21 protein-coding genes are annotated in these 19048 nt (G+C 41.6%); 14 read left to right on the plus strand and 7 right to left on the minus strand.

All coding sequences use genetic code 11. The features are described from left to right. Positions 1 to 200: 200 nt before the first annotated feature. The 3 genes from dnaA to AB8P51_RS14685 are packed head-to-tail and all read left to right on the plus strand — an operon-like array spanning position 201 to position 2813. Positions 201 to 1625 carry a chromosomal replication initiator protein DnaA gene (gene dnaA, locus AB8P51_RS14675; RefSeq protein ID WP_369749620.1) on the plus strand — a complete coding sequence of 475 codons (1425 nt, stop codon included), beginning with the start codon at positions 201 to 203 and terminating at the stop codon, positions 1623 to 1625. 6 nt (positions 1626 to 1631) lie between these two features. Continuing rightward, positions 1632 to 2081: a low molecular weight protein-tyrosine-phosphatase gene (locus AB8P51_RS14680; RefSeq protein WP_369749621.1), complete on the plus strand. Its 450-nt coding sequence runs from the start codon at positions 1632 to 1634 to the stop codon at positions 2079 to 2081. Between the two features lie 9 nt (positions 2082 to 2090). Beyond that, positions 2091 to 2813, plus strand: coding sequence for an SAM-dependent methyltransferase (locus tag AB8P51_RS14685; protein ID WP_369749622.1), 723 nt, complete (start codon positions 2091 to 2093; stop codon positions 2811 to 2813). A gap of 38 nt (positions 2814 to 2851) precedes the next feature. Here AB8P51_RS14685 and AB8P51_RS14690 read toward each other — a convergent pair whose 3' ends face one another. The 4 genes from AB8P51_RS14690 to dapF all read right to left on the minus strand — a co-directional run bounded on the left by AB8P51_RS14690 (position 2852) and on the right by dapF (position 5965). Then, positions 2852 to 3484, minus strand: coding sequence for a hypothetical protein (locus AB8P51_RS14690; protein ID WP_369749623.1), 633 nt, complete (start codon positions 3482 to 3484; stop codon positions 2852 to 2854). Positions 3485 to 3633: 149 nt separating this feature from the next. After that, positions 3634 to 4671 carry an endolytic transglycosylase MltG gene (mltG, locus tag AB8P51_RS14695; RefSeq protein WP_369749626.1) on the minus strand — a complete coding sequence of 346 codons (1038 nt, stop codon included), beginning with the start codon at positions 4669 to 4671 and terminating at the stop codon, positions 3634 to 3636. Then, positions 4662 to 5195, minus strand: a complete 534-nt coding sequence (locus tag AB8P51_RS14700; RefSeq protein ID WP_369749627.1) for a GNAT family N-acetyltransferase — start codon at positions 5193 to 5195, stop codon at positions 4662 to 4664. Before AB8P51_RS14700 ends, mltG begins: the two co-directional genes overlap by 10 nt. Continuing rightward, positions 5189 to 5965, minus strand: a complete 777-nt coding sequence (gene dapF, locus AB8P51_RS14705) for a diaminopimelate epimerase (protein WP_369749628.1) — start codon at positions 5963 to 5965, stop codon at positions 5189 to 5191. The genes AB8P51_RS14700 and dapF overlap by 7 nt, the downstream gene beginning before the upstream one ends. Before the next feature lie 124 nt (positions 5966 to 6089). On the opposite strand from dapF, the gene AB8P51_RS14710 reads away from it, so the two are divergent. The 6 genes from AB8P51_RS14710 (at position 6090) to rplS (ending at position 11494) form a co-directional block, all read left to right on the plus strand. Next, positions 6090 to 7487 (plus strand): trypsin-like peptidase domain-containing protein, encoded by a 1398-nt coding sequence (locus tag AB8P51_RS14710; protein WP_369749629.1) that lies wholly within the window; start codon positions 6090 to 6092, stop codon positions 7485 to 7487. Between the two features lie 119 nt (positions 7488 to 7606). Beyond that, positions 7607 to 9058, plus strand: coding sequence for a glyceraldehyde-3-phosphate dehydrogenase (locus tag AB8P51_RS14715; RefSeq protein ID WP_369749630.1), 1452 nt, complete (start codon positions 7607 to 7609; stop codon positions 9056 to 9058). A gap of 139 nt (positions 9059 to 9197) precedes the next feature. Continuing rightward, complete coding sequence (locus AB8P51_RS14720; RefSeq protein ID WP_369749631.1) at positions 9198 to 9818, plus strand: tRNA (guanine-N1)-methyltransferase; 621 nt, start codon at positions 9198 to 9200, stop codon at positions 9816 to 9818. Between the two features lie 35 nt (positions 9819 to 9853). Further along, positions 9854 to 10300 carry an N-acetyltransferase family protein gene (locus AB8P51_RS14725; protein ID WP_369749632.1) on the plus strand — a complete coding sequence of 149 codons (447 nt, stop codon included), beginning with the start codon at positions 9854 to 9856 and terminating at the stop codon, positions 10298 to 10300. Positions 10301 to 10329: 29 nt separating this feature from the next. Continuing rightward, on the plus strand, positions 10330 to 11004 hold the full coding sequence (gene trmD / locus AB8P51_RS14730) for a tRNA (guanosine(37)-N1)-methyltransferase TrmD (protein WP_369749633.1): 675 nt from the start codon (positions 10330 to 10332) through the stop codon (positions 11002 to 11004). A 139-nt stretch (positions 11005 to 11143) separates the two neighbouring features. After that, positions 11144 to 11494, plus strand: coding sequence for a 50S ribosomal protein L19 (gene rplS / locus AB8P51_RS14735; protein WP_369749634.1), 351 nt, complete (start codon positions 11144 to 11146; stop codon positions 11492 to 11494). Between the two features lie 81 nt (positions 11495 to 11575). Here rplS and rocD read toward each other — a convergent pair whose 3' ends face one another. Continuing rightward, positions 11576 to 12862, minus strand: a complete 1287-nt coding sequence (gene rocD, locus AB8P51_RS14740) for an ornithine--oxo-acid transaminase (RefSeq protein ID WP_369749635.1) — start codon at positions 12860 to 12862, stop codon at positions 11576 to 11578. A gap of 207 nt (positions 12863 to 13069) precedes the next feature. Here rocD and rlmD point away from each other — a divergent pair, with 207 nt between their 5' ends. Genes rlmD through AB8P51_RS14755 form a run of 3 tightly spaced genes read left to right on the plus strand, consistent with a single transcriptional unit; the run spans position 13070 to position 15798 of the window. Continuing rightward, on the plus strand, positions 13070 to 14485 hold the full coding sequence (gene rlmD / locus AB8P51_RS14745; RefSeq protein ID WP_369749637.1) for a 23S rRNA (uracil(1939)-C(5))-methyltransferase RlmD: 1416 nt from the start codon (positions 13070 to 13072) through the stop codon (positions 14483 to 14485). 1 nt (position 14486) lies between these two features. Continuing rightward, a complete protein-coding gene (locus AB8P51_RS14750; RefSeq protein WP_369749638.1) occupies positions 14487 to 15035 on the plus strand; it encodes a DUF6452 family protein in 549 nt (182 codons plus the stop codon). Next, the gene (locus AB8P51_RS14755) at positions 15016 to 15798 is read left to right on the plus strand and encodes a DUF6048 family protein (protein ID WP_369749639.1); all 783 of its coding nucleotides are present in this window, start codon (positions 15016 to 15018) and stop codon (positions 15796 to 15798) included. Before AB8P51_RS14750 ends, AB8P51_RS14755 begins: the two co-directional genes overlap by 20 nt. 27 nt (positions 15799 to 15825) lie before the next feature. Here the strand turns inward: AB8P51_RS14755 and AB8P51_RS14760 are convergent, their stop codons facing one another. After that, the gene (locus tag AB8P51_RS14760) at positions 15826 to 17004 is read right to left on the minus strand and encodes a class I SAM-dependent RNA methyltransferase (protein WP_369749640.1); all 1179 of its coding nucleotides are present in this window, start codon (positions 17002 to 17004) and stop codon (positions 15826 to 15828) included. An 80-nt stretch (positions 17005 to 17084) separates the two neighbouring features. Here AB8P51_RS14760 and AB8P51_RS14765 point away from each other — a divergent pair, with 80 nt between their 5' ends. Next, a complete protein-coding gene (locus AB8P51_RS14765) occupies positions 17085 to 17756 on the plus strand; it encodes a ZIP family metal transporter (protein ID WP_369749648.1) in 672 nt (223 codons plus the stop codon). A 1-nt stretch (position 17757) separates the two neighbouring features. Further along, positions 17758 to 18186, plus strand: coding sequence for a DUF4268 domain-containing protein (locus AB8P51_RS14770; RefSeq protein WP_369749641.1), 429 nt, complete (start codon positions 17758 to 17760; stop codon positions 18184 to 18186). Here the strand turns inward: AB8P51_RS14770 and AB8P51_RS14775 are convergent. Beyond that, positions 18183 to 18815 (minus strand): hemolysin III family protein, encoded by a 633-nt coding sequence (locus AB8P51_RS14775; protein WP_369749642.1) that lies wholly within the window; start codon positions 18813 to 18815, stop codon positions 18183 to 18185. The two genes, AB8P51_RS14770 and AB8P51_RS14775, sit on opposite strands and share 4 nt — an antisense overlap. Positions 18816 to 19048: the final 233 nt, after the last annotated feature.

The following is a 19048-nucleotide window of genomic DNA, read 5'->3' on the forward strand; positions in this document are numbered from 1 at the left end:
TTCAGTTAAAAAGTATATATTTAGAAAGGAGGAATTATGAGCCGGAACATGCGAAAAAAAAAGGATAAATTCAACCTCAAATGATTTTTTTTTTAGCTTTTTTGTTCACATATTTGTCTCACTCTAAAAGAAAGTTTCACGACACTTTCTCAAACCAACTGGCTTAAATCACTAACCAACAAAAATAGAGCGTTTTTAAAATGAGTGTTACTGCTAATTCCGTATGGAACAATTGTTTGGCATTTATCAAAGATAACATCCAACCGCAGGCATTCAAAACGTGGTTTGAACCTATCAAACCTGTTAAACTTTCCGAAAAAGCACTTAGTATTCAGGTCCCCAGTAAATTTTTCTATGAATGGCTGGAAGAACACTATGTGAAATTATTAAAAGTTGCACTTACTAAGGAACTCGGAGAGCAAGCCAAATTGGTTTACATTATTAAAATGGAGAACACTTACGGTAACAAAGAACCTTTTACGGAACGTATACCCAGTACAAACCGTGGTAATGTCAGTACACAAGAGATGGATGTGCCTGTAAAATCAAAAAATCCGGAACTCAAGAATCCTTTTGTAATTCCTGGGATTCGAAATATCAAAATAGAATCACAACTCAATCCCAATTATAACTTTGAAAACTTCCTGGAAGGAGATTCCAACCGACTGGCCAGATCGGCAGGAATGGCTGTGGCCAACAAGCCAGGAGGCACTTCTTTTAATCCATTATTGATTTTCGGAGGAGTAGGGTTGGGAAAAACACATCTCGCCCATGCTATAGGCGTCGATATCAAAGACAAATATCCAGAACGTACCGTTCTTTATATATCTGCAGAGAAATTTACCCAGCAATATATCGAGTCGGTTAAAAAGAACACCAGAAACGATTTTATTCATTTCTATCAGCTGATCGACGTTCTGATCATTGATGATGTACAATTCTTATCCGGAAAATCTGGAACTCAGGATGTATTCTTCCATATTTTTAACCATTTGCATCAAAATGGCAAACAGGTAATCCTCACATCAGATAAAGCTCCCGTAGATATGCAGGATATAGAACAGCGATTGTTGTCCAGATTTAAATGGGGCTTATCTGCTGAGCTACAAAATCCGGATTACGAAACAAGGATTTCTATCCTCAAAAATAAATTGTACAGAGACGGTGTAGAAATGCCCGATGACATCATCGAATACGTTGCGAAACACATAAAGACCAACATTCGGGAGCTGGAGGGGGCGATAATTTCTTTAATTGCCCAATCTTCCTTTAATAAACGTGAAGTAACCCTTGAATTGGCGCAACAGGTCGTTGAAAAATTTGTAAAAAATACCAAGCGGGAAGTTTCAATTGATTACATCCAGAAAGTAGTTTCAGATTACTTTGAAATGGATGTAGCAACCCTTCAATCCAAGACCAGAAAACGCCACATCGTTCAGGCCAGACAATTGGCCATGTTTTTTGCCAAGAAATTTACAAAAGCGTCACTGGCCAGCATTGGATCCCAGATTGGAAAAAGAGACCACGCTACCGTCCTGCACGCTTGTAAGACCGTGGATAACCTCGCGGAAACCGACAAACAATTCAGAAAGTACATAGAAGATCTGACCAAGAAGTTTTCTTAAACAGGTATGAAAAAGAAAGTGCTCATGGTGTGTCTGGGTAATATTTGCAGATCCCCATTAGCCGAAGGCATACTCAGATCAAAAGTCGACCCTAACAAGATTGAAGTTGATTCTGCCGGAACGGCGGGATATCATGTCGGGAATGCACCTGATCCCAGATCGATTGACACAGCGAAAAAATACAACATCGATATCAGTCAGCAACGCTGTCGTAAATTTATTAAGGAGGATTACTTTAAGTTCGATTATATATTTGTAATGGACAGGGCTAATTACACCGATGTCTTGGCCCTTGCTCCGGATGATTCTTGTCGGGCTAAAGTAAGGCTGATCCTGGAGGGGATTGAATCTTCACCTGCCGAAGTACCCGACCCGTATTACGGGGGGCACGATGGGTTTGAACTGGTCTTTCAGCTACTCGATCAGGCTTGTGAAAAACTGGCAAACGAACTTTAGAACAAGTTTATGAGCAAATCGGATAAGACTCCCGGAAAATTATTCCTGATCCCCACTACCCTTGGGGGTACGGCACCCCTGGAAGTCCTTCCGATCTCCATCAAACAGGCTATTGAGGCAATAGATTACTATATCGTGGAAAACGAAAAAACCGCACGGCGGTTTATAAAAAATATTGCCCCCAGAAAATCACAACCCTCCCTGCATATTGAACAGCTAAACAAATTCACAGAACCCGATACCATCCCTGCCTTTCTCGATCCTTGTTTAAAAGGAAATCACGTTGGAGTTCTATCAGAAGCCGGGAGTCCGGCTGTAGCAGATCCAGGAGCGGAAGTCGTCAGGATTGCCCATGAAAAGAATATTCAGGTGGTACCCCTGGTAGGCCCTTCATCACTTATCCTGGCCTTGATGGCCAGCGGTTTAAACGGGCAGAATTTTTGCTTCCATGGTTACCTTCCCATAGATACAACTGAGCGAAAAAAGAGCCTGAAAACTTTAGAACGAGATTCGAGGGAAAAAAAGCAAACCCAGTTATTTATTGAAACCCCTTACAGGAATGACAAATTATTTCAGGACCTAGTCAAGGTACTCTCCCCCTCTACCCTGCTATGTATTGCAGCAGATATAACATTACCCGGGGAATACATTCGTACTAAGTCGATTGAAGAATGGAGACATGAATCTCCCGACCTGCACAAAAGGCCTGCGATCTTTTTACTTCTAGCCTGAAGACCTTATCTACGGAATCTCATTAGGCCTCTTAAGTCCTAGATCTGGGGATTCCTTTGTGGAATAATTAGGGATACATCGTATCCTGAGAATTGCTTAAGGTAATTCGATATGCTAGTGCCGTAAGCGTCCTCTACATCCCACTGCCCATATGATCTGAGAAACTTCTTAACGTTGCCGGGCCCTGCCAGGTGAGCGGCAGCCAGGATACCAGATTCCGAGATTTCAATTCCCTTCACCTTTTTCCCTACAAACCTGTGGATATCTCTCCGGAGTATCCATTTATTCCGGGCCAGATTAGTCCTGAACACGCGTTCCTGTAAAGTGGGATCGTTAAGGAATTGAGTGGCATTGTAAACACCCATAAGCTGAAGGGTACCAATACCGAACTGATATTTGCCCAGATAACCTAATGTGTTAATTATAAAATAGTCTCCCTGTGATTCTTTAAAAGCCAAAGCTTCTTTAAAGCCCACAAAGGAACTACCCACAAAGGGCGGTATCACCATTGAGGAAGGCATATTGGTTTTGTCTTTGGGATACAAAACCGGAGTAGGTTCTCTAACGATCAGCGCCTCAGGTACTGTTACTGTAATCTTTGGGGAAGTACCAAAGCTCGCTAATATTAAAATCATGATAAGAGGACAGAGTAAACTTATCCACTTTCTCATATACGTGTTTTCTTAAGACTTATGATCCAATAAGGACTTGCTTAAATTTCACCATACAAAGATAAAGCAGCTTTTTTCTTACATCCTCATTGAAGAGGGAGTTTTATGATACTTTTGGGACAAATGGATAATTTTAACCGATAAAGTTCCTACCTGTTAATATTTTGGCTATTTATCCACCGGATGTATTGCTCTTTATTTCGGTTGTGCTGTACCAGGCTTTCAGCAAATTTGTGATATCCGAAATTTTCTACGTCTGCCACAAAGTAATAGTAATTATGTTCCTCAGCGTTTAAAACGGCATCAATCGCTGAAATATCAGGCATGGCGATAGGACCCGGAGGTAAGCCTGCATAGCGATACGTATTATAAGGTGAATCGATGGTGAGATCCCGGTAGAGTACCCGGCGAATAATTGTGTCCCAGTTGTTGAGTTTTCGCTTAAGAGCAAAAATGACAGTGGGATCGGCCTGAAGGGCCATACCCCGTCGCAGACGATTCAGGTAAACCCCAGCCACTCTGGGCCTTTCGTCTACTTTGGCACTTTCCTTCTGAACTATTGATGCCAGCGTAATAACTTCTTCCCGGTCCATTCCTAAATCTTTGGCTCTCGCCATCCTTTCTTTATTCCAGAATTTGTCGTATTCCTTTTCCATTCTGTTCCTGAAATCGAGAGCCGATGTATTCCAGAAGAATTCATATGTATTAGGAATATAAAGGCCCAAACTGGTCTCAGGAGTAAGATTTCGTTCTTTTAGAAACTGGCTGTCTCTAAAAACCTCCAGCAAGGAAATACTATCCGCTTCAATTTGTGATGAAATTCTACCTGCCAGGGCCTGCAGAGATTCCTGATTATTAAATGAGACCATTACCGGGGTATTAGCGCTGCGAAGGGTATTTACCATATCATTATTACTCATATCCTTCCTGAGAATATACTTACCCCCTTTAATGCGATATTGCTTTCTTTCTGCCACAGACTGAAAGGCGCCAAAATCCTTTAATAAAGGCTCCAACTGCTCCTTGAGATCTGCCATATCTGCCCCGGAAGGAATGTAAACAAAGGCTTCCTTATTTTCAAATGCCGTATTTGGAGAGAAAAATGCGGAATACACATAATAAACAAAAATTCCTCCCCCCAGAACTCCCAGGAGTAATACGGTAATCACGATTCTTTTTAAGTACATAGCGGGTTAAATTTTTGAAAGAGATACTGATCTTTGTAGGATCCCTGCCATCTGATCCAATCCTTTTTAACAGCCGTCCTCGTAAAGCCCAGTTTTTCAAATAACTTGATACTCGGATGATTGTCTTCCATCACATTGGCGTATACCTGCCTGACATTCAGGGAGGTAAAAGCAAATTTTGTTACCAGGTCTGCGGCTTCCATGCCCATACCTTTTTTTCGATCTTCCTGCCTGAGAATTACCAGTCCAAGACCTACGCGTTCATGTTTGGGGTCAAATTCAAAGAGATCTATCAAACCTACCAGGGAACCATCCATGTCGCAGATTGCCAGGCGCAACTGTTTTACTTCATAAATATCCCTGTGGGCATTGTCTAGATACTGTTTTAAAACATGCCGGGAATAAGGCTGCTGTGTTCCGCTTATTTCCCATAATCGGGTGTCATTTTCCAACAGGTATAAAAAATCAAGATCCTCTGTTTCCAGAGCTCTGAGAATCACCTTCTTTCCTTTTAGTTCTACCACTCGATCAGGCCTTTAAATACAAACGTTGCGGGTCCTTCAAGTACTACATCTTCGTAACCCTTTTTTACTGCTTTGAAAGTGACACTAAGGTCACCACCTTTTGTTTTGATATGTATCTTATCCGCCTCCGTCTTGGAAACAAAATGCATCGCAAGAGCCACGGCCGTTACCCCGGTTCCACAGGAATAGGTCTCATCTTCCACTCCGCGTTCATAAGTCCGCACCCAAAAGGTATCTGGTGCAAGTTGTTCTACAAAATTGACATTACTTCCTTTCTCTCCATAAATACCATATCGTATCCTCCTTCCTTCCCTGACAACATCCAGGGAGTTTAGGTCTTTCACAATCTGAACATGGTGAGGAGAGCCGGTATCCAGGAAATACGCGTTGCGTTTTTTACTTATCCTTCCCACATCAGACATCTTCAATGCTACCATTTCCCCTGAAATATAAGCGTGGTGGAGTCCGTCACTGGCCTGAAAAGTGGTTTCTTTCTCGATCACCCCCATATCCCGGGCAAAGGCAACTAAACACCGGCCGCCGTTGCCACACATCGATCCAAGATTACCGTCGGCATTGAAGTAAATCATCTTAAAATCTGCCGACTTGTCATTTTCAAGTAACAAAAGACCATCAGCTCCAATGCCAAAACGTCTGTCGCATAATTGTGCTACAAGATTGGTATTGTTTTTGGGGAATTTTTCCTGTCGATTATCAAAGATGATAAAGTCGTTACCTGTGCCCTGATATTTGTGAAATTGAAATTCCATTGCATAAATCAAGGTACAAAGATAGGACATTATTTAAGGTATTTTTAGCAGTTAAAAAGGCGTTAAAGAACGAAGTGATCATTACAAAACCTTTAATTTTAAGTTGAATAAAATCAAAAGACGTATGAAAAGATTTACAAGTTTACTTATGGTGGCCATCTTTGGTGGTGCAATCACCCTGGGAGGCTATAAATTATTTATTGAAAAGGATAAATCAGCTTTTGCTTTCACCGAAAGCGAAATGCCTGTATTTAAAACAAGTAATACCCCTGTTTCTTCAGCTGGAGCCGGCATTGACGCTGTCGATTTTACCACGGCTGCCGAAAATACCGTAAATGCAGTAGTGCATGTAAAAAACCTGACCCTCAACAAAGCACCTAGTTTTTTAGATTTCTTTTACGGCTCCGAGCCACGTCAGGTTCCACAGATAGGAACGGGATCCGGGGTAATTATTTCCCCTGACGGATATATCGTTACCAATAACCATGTTATTGCTAAGTCGACCGAGCTAAAGGTTACGTTGAACAACAACAAGTCGTACGACGCAGAATTAATAGGCACAGATCCCAACACGGATATTGCACTTATTAAGATCGATGCTGACCGGTCCCTCCCTTACCTGGCATTTGGTGATTCTGATAATACCAAAGTGGGCGAATGGGTACTTGCGGTGGGAAACCCTTTTAATCTTACTTCAACAGTTACAGCAGGAATTGTCAGTGCCAAAGCACGAGCCCTGGGAAATTCAGAGCAATCATTTATACAGACAGATGCAGCCGTAAATCCAGGAAATAGCGGGGGTGCCCTTGTGAATACAAATGGTGACCTGATCGGAATCAATACCGCTATTACTTCTCAGACTGGCTCTTACGTGGGTTATTCCTTTGCTGTGCCCAGCAATATTGCAAAGAAGGTGGTTGAAGATATTCTGGAGTACGGAAACGTTCAAAAAGGTATGCTTGGTATTTCTGCTCCGAGGATTAATACTCCTTATGCCATTGAAAATGGCATTAATGAAATTGAAGGAGTATACGTCGGAACAGTTGAAGAAGAATCGGGAGCCGATGACGCCGGACTTAAAACGGGAGATATCATCAAGCAGATCGATGATATTAAAATTCAGAGGTTTGCAGACCTCACCGGATATATAAGCACAAAAAGACCGGGAGATAAGGTAGAGGTCACTGTGGAGAGAGATGGTGAAACTATGATTTTCCCTGTTACCTTAAAAGAAAGGCAGTCACTTATTGTACCGGTGATGGGCCTCGTTGTAAAGAATCTCACCGAAAAGGACAAAAAACTCTTTAAGATTAAAGAGGGAGTTAAAATTACCGGTATTCCTGAAACGTATAGGAGAGATGGGCTCGAACTTGAAGGAAGTATCATTCTGGAAATTGACGGGGAACCCATCAATAATATTCAGGACGCAAGGATTGAGTTTGGAAAGATAACCCGATACGGAAAAACCGTAATCACTTTACTGAATAAAGACGGAGAAAGAGAAAGGGTTATTTTCCAGTAATTACAATTATAAAAGAAGTTGAAAAGCGCATCGTTTACGATGCGCTTTTTTTAATTGTATATCCTTGGGCGAAAACGTTTGAAATCTATAATTTTGCAAAAAATTAAACAACTGCCTCAATGAACAAATTTTCATCCTATGAAAAGGAGTTGGCCTTTCAGGCCGATCGAAGGAAAGCAACTACAGAATTTATTAAGATCATTAGTGACCTCTGGTATGACAGGGCCATAGAAGTGGTGCTTTTCAAAAACCAGATCATCGATAAACCCGTAAGTGATATCATTAACCTTCACGAATATGCCGGGCAATTTGTACAAAAACCTATCTCCATATTCGATTCAGTAGAGATTCTAAGAGCGATAAATGATTTGAAATTGCCCCCTTCTAAGCTCGATATTGGAAAACTCACCTATGAGTATCATTCTGAAGATGAAGCCCAGTACAGTAATGTCAAAGCCTTTGTCGTTGACAAACTCAAGGACGCAAAAAAAAGCAAGGAAATTGAGCCTAAAGACGTGGTCCTATACGGATTTGGACGTATTGGCAGACTGCTGGCAAGAGAACTAATGGCCAAAACGGGAAAAGGCAACCAGCTTAGACTCAGGGCTGTTGTGACCCGGGGCGAACTTAACCAGGAGATTCTGGAAAAACGAGCAACACTATTGAGGACCGACTCGGTTCACGGGCAATTTAGTGGCACCGTTGAGGCTGATATCGAGAATAAGGCACTGGTCATCAATGGCACAACAGTTCATATGATCTCTGCCAGTGTTCCTGAGGAAGTGGATTATACGAGTTATGGCATTCAAAATGCACTTGTTATTGATAATTCAGGAGCCTACCGGGATGAAAAATCCCTTTCAAGACATTTGAAGGCAGCAGGTGTAGAAAAAGTCCTATTAACTGCACCGGGCAAGGACATTCCCAATATTGTTCACGGGGTGAATCAACGTGAATTTAATCCCGATACCACAAAAATTTACTCCGCTGCATCCTGTACCACAAACGCAATTACCCCAGTATTAAAAGTGGTAGAGGATTCCCTGGGGATTGTAAAAGGCCATTTGGAAACTATACATGCCTATACAAACGATCAGAACCTGGTAGATAATATGCACGGGAAATACAGACGTGGCAGGGCAGCTGCACTGAACATGGTCATTACAGAAACCGGAGCAGGAAAGGCAGTAGCCAAGGCCCTGCCATCCCTTGATGGCAAACTTACTTCAAACGCTATCAGGGTCCCTGTACCTAATGGATCCCTGGCCATACTTAACCTGGAAGTAAAAAACAAAACATCGAAGGACGGAATTAATACAATTATTAAGAAGTATGCCCTGGAAGGTGATCTGGTAGAACAGATCAAATTTTCACTCAGCAATGAACTGGTATCCTCTGATATAATAGGAACGTCTGCCCCTGCTATATATGATAGTAAAGCAACTATTGTAGATTCAAAAGGGAAGAATGTGGTCCTGTATGTTTGGTATGACAATGAATATGGGTATGCACATCAGGTAATCCGATTGGCAAAGTACATAGCCAAGGTAAGGAGGTTTACATATTATTAGTGGGCAATTGTAGTCGATTTTAACCAAACTTCTTTTTCCTCATTCCAAAAGATCTTAATTCACTTTTTTTTCGTAAATACTAATATTAAAAGTACTTTAGCCTTACCTAAATCAAAGTTAAACAAGAGAACCATCTAAAATGAGATATTTTAGTAAGCTATTTATTGCTTTCACACTGCTCGCAGGAATCCAAGTATTTTCCCAAACCGGCGAAGGTGCCCCGGAACCTTCACTCGATGGAGGAACTATCAATTCGCAATTCGAATATATATACCAGAAATCCGGTAATTACCGTGCCGATGGCAAGCGTTATGAGGTTGTTCGCACGCTCAACCTGGATAAGCTGAGGCAAAACGTAAATGATACGATAAATGCCGCCAATCAAAAGGCTAGTCAGTTACAGCAAGTGATCACTTCTCAGGAGAATACCATTGCTTCTTTAAATTCCAAATTGGAAGAGACCACAAAAAATCTAACCGCAGTTACGGAAGAAAAAGACAGCATGTCTTTGCTTGGGGCTCAGGTATCAAAAGCCACTTATAATGTAACGCTCTGGACCTTAATTCTGGGTCTGTTCCTCCTGTTATTGCTGTTTATTTTTAAATTCAGGCAGAGTAACGTCCTTACCCAGGAAGCGAAAAGCAATCTCGCTGATCTGGAGACTGAATATGAAGACCATCGAAGAAGAGCCCTTGAAAGAGAGCAGCGTATTAGCAGGCAACTTCAGGATGAGATCAACAAGTACCGTAAATCAAAATAAATGAAAGCTCCGAAAGGAGCTTTTTTTATCGCTTTATGTCTTTTTCAATTATCAAAGCAACCCAAGAACACATCCCGGTAATTGTTCCTTTACTCGATGCCTACAGAGTGTTTTACAAACAAACTTCCGATGAATCTGCTGCAGAGCAATTCCTCAAAGCCCGGTTTGAGCATAACGATTCTGATATATTTCTGGCAATGAGCAATCAGAAAGCTGCAGGATTTGTACAACTATACAGCAGTTTTTCAACGGTTTCTCTCCAGCCTGTATATATTCTAAATGACCTCTACGTCTCCCCCGATTTTCGAAATAAAGGAGTTGGGGCTGATTTACTAAAACACGCACAGCAATTCTGTGAGATACAGGGGTATAAAGGCCTGGCCCTTGAAACAGGGGTTGATAATCCGGCTCAGGCTCTTTATGAGCGACTGGGATGGGAAAAGGATGTTCATTGTTTTCATTACTTTTGGACAGCCCGTTAAAGTAGGTCATAACCCATACACAAACTACAATGCGCATTGATATCATCACCGTTGTTCCCGATATCCTCCGGAGTCCGTTTGAGGCTTCTATTCTGAAAAGGGCTATTGACAAAGGTCTGGTAGAGGTTCATATTCACAATCTCAGGGATTATTCCATCGGCAATTATAAACAGGTAGATGATTATCAGTTCGGAGGTGGTGCAGGGATGGTATTAATGATAGAGCCCATTGATAAATGTATTCGGAAGTTAAAATCGGAGAGAGAATACGATGAAGTAATCTACCTCACCCCAGACGGAGAGACATTAAATCAGAAAATTTCGAATTCCCTGTCACTTTTAGGGAACATCATCATCCTCTGCGGTCATTATAAGGGGGTGGATCAGAGGGTAAGAGACACCCTGATCACCAAGGAAATATCCATTGGAGATTATGTGTTATCAGGAGGGGAACTAGGAGCAGCAGTACTATGTGATGCTGTAATAAGGCTACTCCCGGGGGTACTCAATGATGAAACTTCGGCCCTGACCGATACTTTTCAGGACAATTTGCTGGCTCCCCCGGTTTATACAAGACCCAGGGAATACAAAGGTCTGGAGGTCCCTGAAGTATTACTGGGAGGTAATTTTAAAGCCATAGAAGAATGGCGGGAGGAACAGGCATATCTCAGAACAAAGGAGCTTCGGCCGGATCTGTTGGAGTAATCCTTCGTCGGAATCAGGATAAAATTTCGATTAAAATCCTTGTTCGTAATGATTTATCGACTATTTTTGCAGTCGTTAAAATCAACCTCTGACGATCTCCGTGAACGTTGCTTTTAAAAAATAAAAAATATAGATTTAAATGGAACCGTTAATAAAATTTGTTCAGGACGAATTTATTCCAAAAAAAGATTTTCCCGCATTTTCTGCAGGTGACACGATTACAGTCTACTACGAGATCAAGGAAGGGGAAAAAACCAGAACTCAGTTTTTCCGGGGAGTAGTTATCCAAAGAAGAGGTTCAGGAGCTTCAGAAACGTTCACCATCAGAAAAATGTCTGGAACAGTGGGTGTGGAAAGAATTTTCCCAATCAATATGCCTGCCCTGCAAAAAATTGAGATCAATAAGAAAGGAAAAGTACGAAGAGCGAGAATCTTCTACTTCAGAGGACTGACCGGCAAAAAAGCCAGAATTAAGGAAATCAGGTCGTAAGCTCTTCATACAGATAACAAAAAGACCCTATCGAAATGATAGGGTCTTTTTATTTCCAGGATATACATAGTACTCCTGAAACTAATCCATCTTCGCTTCAAATTCGAGAATGGTTTTTCTGATGATCTGAACACAATCCATCAATTGTTCTTCCGTCATTACCAGAGGTGGGGCAAAACGAATAATATTTCCATGTGTTGGTTTTGCCAGCAAACCGTTATTCTTTAAAGCGATACAAATCTCCCAGGCGGTGGAGCTGTCTTCAGAATCATTGATGACTATGGCATTCAGCAATCCTTTTCCCCTTACAAGTCGAACCAAAGGAGAATCTTTTACTAACTGCTCCATTTCTTTCCTGAAGATATTCCCTAGTTTATCGGCATTTTCAGCTAAATCCTCATCCCTGACCACTTTCAGAGCTGCCATGGCCACCGCACATGCAAGCGGATTACCTCCAAATGTAGACCCGTGATTTCCAGGACGGATCACTTCCATGATGTGAGTATCTGCCAATACCGCTGAAACAGGAAATACACCGCCCGATATTGCCTTACCCAGTATTAGAATGTCTGGTTTAACTTCAGGGCTGCCACTGCAATTCTTTTCGGGACAGGAGCAATTTCCACAACTCGCTAATAACCGACCTGTTCTGGCTATCCCCGTTTGAACTTCATCAGCAATAAGTAATACATTTTTCGATTTACAGAGCTCATATGCAGCTTTCAGATAAGTTTCATCGGGCACATATACGCCAGCTTCTCCCTGTATTGGTTCCACAAGGAAAGCTGCAACGTTGGGGTCTTCAAGCGCTTCCCTCAAAGCTTCAATGTCGTTGTATCTGATAGAAGTAATCCCTGGTGTAAACGGGCCGAAATTTTCTGTGGCAACAGGATCATTTGAGGCGGAAATAATCGAAATAGTTCGTCCGTGGAAGTTGTTCTGGCAAACAATGATACGCGCCTTATTATTGGGAATGCCTTTTTTCTCATATCCCCATTTCCTGGCTAGTTTAATAGCGGTTTCCACAGCTTCGGCTCCCGTATTCATAGGAAGGACTTTCTCAAAGCCAAAGTAAGAAGTAATATACTGCTCATAAACGCCTAGCATATCGTTGTAAAAAGCGCGGGATGTCAGGGTGAGCTTTTCGGCCTGGGATTTTAATGCCCCAATGATTTCAGGATGGCAATGCCCCTGATTCACTGCTGAATAAGCTGATAAGAAATCGTAGTATTTATTCCCTTCAACGTCCCAGACAAAAACCCCTTCTCCCCTGCTCAGGACAACAGGTAGTGGATGGTAATTCTGGGCACCAAATTTTTCTTCCAGAGCAATGGCATCTTTAGAGCTCAATTTTTCTAAGACAGACATAATGTAATGAATTAAGTAAAACTAAAACCATTCCTTCTTTGGGAGAGAAATCATCCTATGTAAGACCTCAAAATTACGAAATATAAAAGGGTTCAAAAAACATTCGTATATGATAAAGATACCATTGTTTATGGGGATTCTATCTCAACTTTGATTTTTTCATTGTTTCCCTTTCGTCCGATCCCTAAAAAGATTTTACCTTTGGCCATGCGCAAAAAAAACACGAGGCAAATTTTCGAAAATATTGAGGTTATTGATGCAGGATCCAAGGGAAAAGCTATAGCCAAAGCACCCGATGGCAGGGTAATCTTTTTGCCAAATGCAGTTCCCGGAGATGTTGTTACCGTTCAAACCACGAAAAAAAGAAAGGCGTATTATGAAGGGTTGGCAACGGATTTTCACATTTTATCCGATCGTCGTACAACCCCTAAATGCAAACATTTTGAAAGTTGTGGAGGGTGTAAATGGCAACATATGAAATACGAGAGTCAGTTGTATTTCAAGCAGCGTGAAGTAGAAAATAATCTGAAACGCATCGGTCATCTTACCCTTCCAAAAATTCAACCCATTCTCGGTGCTCCATCCGAATACTATTACCGCAACAAAATGGAGTTTTCATTTTCCGATTCCCGGTGGTTATATCCCGAAGAGTTAAAACAGGAAGGTCGTATCGAGGATAGAAATGCCCTGGGCCTGCACATGCCCGGAATGTGGGATAAGGTACTCGACCTGGATGAGTGTCACCTTCAACCCCATCCATCGGATGCCATCCGATTAGAGATAAAACATTTTGCTACAAAGCACAAGCTAGCTTTTTTTAATCCAAGAAGTCAGACCGGACTTCTAAGAACCCTGATGATCAGGACCAGTTCTACAGGTGAATTAATGGTTTTGATTCAATTTGCAAAAGATGAACCCGAGCAAAGAAAACTACTACTGGATCATGTTATAAATAAGTTTCCAGAGGTCACTTCTCTGTTGTATGTCATCAATGAGAAGAAAAACGATACGATATATGATCAGGAGGTGCATTGCTATCACGGCAGGGAGTACATCCTGGAATCCATGGAGGGACTTAGCTTCCGGATCAATGCCAAATCATTTTACCAGACAAACTCTGAGCAGGCAAATTCCTTATATAAAGTGGTAAGGGAGTTTGCCGGACTGACCGGAAAGGAACTCGTATATGACCTGTATACCGGGACGGGGACCATAGCATTGTTTCTTGCAAAAAATACACGAACAATGGTGGGTATTGAAATCGTACCGGACGCCATCTCCGCGGCAAAAGTCAATGCAAAGGAAAATAAGATCTCCAATGCTGAATTTATTGTGGGGGATATGAGATCGGCATTAAGCGACGAAATAGTGAAGGAGTTCGGAATTCCGGATGTATTAATAACAGATCCGCCAAGAGAAGGTATGCACAAAGATGTCGTTGCTCAAATTCTTAAAATGTCCCCGCACAGGATCGTTTATGTAAGTTGCAATAGTGCAACCCAGGCACGTGATCTGGAAATGATGAAGGAGGATTATGAGATTCTCAGAGTGCAGCCGGTTGATATGTTTCCGCAAACTCATCACGTAGAAAATGTTGTACTTTTGGAAAAACGAAAAGTATAGAATGAGCTTCATTCCCCGAATTTTCAGATGCTTTATTCGCATAGTAAGACCTATTCATCTCGGGCTGCTGGCCTTCATTTTCTTTATAGGTGCCGTTTCTTGTGAAAAAGATGATATCTGTGTGGATGGTGATACTCCCCTTCTTATACTTAGGTTTTATGACGCCACAGATACCAGTAATGTAAAATCCGTTACAAATCTCAGGATCATAGGAATTGGAAATGGAGACCCAGTTGACACCTTCACAGATCGCTCCACAACCGATTCAGTTGCCATTCCATTGCGAGTTAATTATGGCGACACCCAATTCCAGTTGATACTCAATTCGGCGGAAGATGAGGAGGAAAATGAAACCGGCAATATCGATACCCTGCAATTCAATTATAGTACTCGGGAAGTATTTATCTCCCGTGCCTGTGGATTTGTTGCCAATTTCAGTGAGATGGAGGACAACCTGACCACCGATTCTGATAATTGGATACAAAATATTGAAATAGCAGACACCTTAGTAACCTCACAACTCAATGCGCATGTTAAAATATTTCATTAGTGGGGTGTTATGCTGTTGCTGGTTTTTTGTCCATGCACAGTCTGAACCAATTAACCTGCAGCAAAAAGATACTACCTCAAACAAACAGCCTTATGGTTTGAGGGCGGGAGTTGATTTGAGTCGACTAGCATTATCTTTCTTAAACGATGATTATACAGGATTGGAACTGGTTGCCGATTACCGCCTCACACAACGCCTGTACCTTGCCGGGGAACTGGGAAATGAAAAAAGAACAAGTCAGGAAGAACTGACCAATATTGATATTGCAAGTTCTACAGCCTTGTATAATTTTACGACCTCGGGTAGTTATCTGAAGCTTGGGGTTGATCTCAATACCTATGAAAATTGGTATGGCATGAACAATCTGATTTATATCGGTGGTCGTTACGCTTTCAGTACATTTAGTCAGACCGTCAATTCTTCCTTTATCTACGACAGTAATAGGTATTGGGAACCTAATGCATTTGCTGAGGGGATTCAGAATAATGGTGAATACGGCGGACTCAACGCAAGCTGGCTGGAAGTACTTATGGGAATTAAGGCCGAGCTTTTTGCTAATTTTTACCTTGGGGCCAGTGTACGGATGGGATTTCTGATTAGTAACAAGGAGGCTGAAAATTTTCCTAATCTTTGGATCCCCGGATTTAACAAGGTAACGGATGGGAGTAATTTTGGGGTGGGTTACAATTATAGTATTACTTATTTTCTCCCTCTGTACCGAAAGAGTAAAAAACCAAATAAAACGCAGGCCAGCGGAAACTAAAATCTTTGTTGAAAATTTCGGGAGGTGTCAGGAATTCTGAGTCCGGTGGTTTTCATTAAACTTCGCCTTTTTACTTCCTTCGTAAATTGCGTATTTCACTAATTTCGATTCGAGATGACTATTGTAGAGTTTGATTTTTCTCGAAGGCCTGAGTCCAACATGTTTCAGAGCCTCCAGATTTGAGGTAATAAACCAGGCATCTGTTCCGGGATATTGACGTTTGAGCGTATTGCCAATATTTGCATAAAAATCTTCCATTTCAATATTGAGTCGTTCCCCATAGGGAGGATTAAAAACCATATGCAAATGCTTTTCTGTATACTTTTCACTGAGGAAGAAATTTTGCCTTTCAATTTTAATATACTCTGATAAGTTTGCGTTGGCCACATTGTCCTGGGCCTTCTGAACAGCTGAAGGAGCTTTGTCATAGCCCATTATTTTAAAGTGAAACTCCCGTGTTTTATTCAGACTGCTACTGATTATTTTTTCGTAAAGCGACTCGTCAAAATCGGGCCATTTTTCAAAGGCAAATCCTTTTCGGTTGATATTAGCAGGGATATTGCAGGCGATCATAGCGGCTTCAATCAGGATGGTACCGCTACCACACATTGGATCGAGAAAATCACATTGTCCGTCCCATCCGCTGAGCAGCAGCAAGCCGGCGGCCAGCACCTCGTTGATAGGCGCAATATTTGTGGCTGTTTTATAGCCTCTATGGTGAAGCGAAGCTCCTGAACTATCGAGAGACACATTGCATTGATCTTTTTGAATATGGATATTGATACGTAAATCAGGAGATTTAAGGTCAACATCGGGCCTTTCCCCTGATTCATCTCGGATTTTGTCTACTATGGCATCCTTGGTTTTCTGAGCAACATATAAGGCATGGGTAAACTTTTCCGAGTGTACCGTGGCATCCACGGCAAGAGTGGCATCAGCAGAGAGATAGGCCTTCCAGTCCATGGCATATATCTCTTTATATAGTTCATTTTCATCTCTTATTCTAAAGCTGGCAATGGGCTTGATGATCTTTATTGCAGTCCTCAGGCAAAGATTTGCCTTGTACATAAACCCAGTGTCACCTTCAAACGAAACGCTCCTTACCCCGGGAACAACGTTCACCGCCCCTAAATTTCTCAACTCCTTAGCCAGTATCTCCTCAAATCCGTAGAGAGTTTTGGCGACCATTTTAAAATTATTACTCATTTCCATCCGTATCTAGCCGTAAAAATACGCTAAATTTGGGCCTTGTGGACAAATGGTTCCCGGCAATTGGATTCCGTAATATGAGTTATCTTCTTTTAATCCTGACAGTAGTCCTGAGTTTTGGATTTGTGGCCATTACCAAACCTAAAAAAATGCTGGGGCTCCGACTGTTACTGGCTTTTTCAGGGGCATTTCTCCTTGCTCTTACCATTTTTGACCTTTTACCCGAGGTTTACGACTCATCAGATCCCAGGGCGATGGGTGTTTATATTATGGCCGGCATCCTGATTCAGATCTTCCTGGAATTCTTTTCAAAAGGTGCCGAACACGGTCACATGCACTGGGATGAGCAAAAGGAAGTTTTCCCTTGGGTCCTCTTTATCAGTTTAAGTATACATGCCTTTATGGAGGGATTACCCCTTACCGATGCGAATCCCATTTTATACGGAATACTGGTTCACAAAATCCCTATTGCCTTGATTTTAAGTACATTTCTGCTCAACTCCCAAAAGAATAAAATAACGGCTTTTGTTTTCATTCTGCTATTTTCCCTCATGACACCTTTTGGCAGCCTACTGGCCACACACCTTGAGTTTCTGATTCTTTATAAAGCTCAGATCACAGCTGTGGTTATTGGAATATTACTCCACATATCCACAGTCATCCTCTTTGAAAGTTCTCAGGGACATACATTTAATCTGAGAAAATTGATTGTGATCTTTCTGGGAATCGTTATGGCTTATTTTATTTAGAATGTTTTCCAAAAAGGAATCTAAACTGCTCCGAGAACAATTCTGGATCTCTTTTGGAAAGTCTTTTCCTAGAAAATGGAGGCTTTATCAAACCGGTATCAAAGGGTTAGTTCTCAAATTCCATTTTGATTTACACATAGCGATGGTTTCATTAGACCTGGAGGACCTGGCAGAGGAAAAAAGAGAAGCCCTGTGGGATAAGCTTGTTTCCCTGAAATCAATACTCATTGACGATTATCTGCCTGGAGCAACATACGATTCGGCCTTTGTCCTCGAGAACAACAAAAGGATTGCCAGGATCTATGTACAGAAAGACGGTGTTTGCATTCACGATAAAGATACCTGGGAAGAAGTCATGGTATTTCTCAGGGAGAAAATGGAATTAATGGAATCTTTTTTTGATAACTATAGGGAGTACCTGCTGCCCTAAAGGACATCTATGTAGATGAGAAGCCAATGGCTTACCGCTCCTCCGAGTACAAACAAGTGCCAGATAAAATGGTTATACGGAATCTGGCGAATGGCATAGAATACAGTTCCGAGGGTATAAAAAGCACCGCCGAGGAATAGCAGTAAAACCCCGTCTGAGCTGAGTTGTGACCACAGGAAGCTGAAATCAAAGACGATTAGCCAACCCATGACGAGATAGAGCATTAGTGAGAGCCATTCTAACTTTCCGGTATAGAATATTTTAAACAGCGTTCCGGCGATAGCCACTCCCCAGACCACAAAAAATAATGGAATTCCTTGTGAATCGCTTAAAGTGATCAGGGCTACAGGGGTATAGGTTCCTGCGATCAGAAAATAGATGCTGATATGATCAAGTACTCTTAATTTACGTTTTACTCTGGGGTCCTGAACTGCATGGTATGCTGTGGATGCAGAAAATAATAGTATTACGGAAATACTGTAAATCACAAGGCTTGTAGTAGCCCATGAGATGTCGGACTTATGGTGCTCCCATAAAATGAAAAATCCAAGAATCCCTAGAAGGACGCCCAGTCCGTGGGAAAGCGCATTGAGCAATTCTTCTCTGTGATATTGTGTTTTGGGCTGCAAGTTTAAAAAATGTATTACTCGATTAGTTTATTTTGCTTTGTAACGAGATCTACGTTATTAATGTTGCAAATTTACGTGAGTAATTGTCAAGGAGCAACCTACATTAATTACTATTCCGCTATTATTTTTCATTCTCACAGTGTATTTTGAACACAAGGGGGTAAAGGGACGAATGTCCCCCGGGGGGAATATAAATCTGACTTGTCATAAAGGGGCTTTTGCTTCTGTTTCTT

Origin of the sequence: Muriicola sp. SD30 (assembly GCF_041205185.1) — a bacterium.
Classification (GTDB): Bacteria; Bacteroidota; Bacteroidia; order Flavobacteriales; family Flavobacteriaceae; genus Muriicola.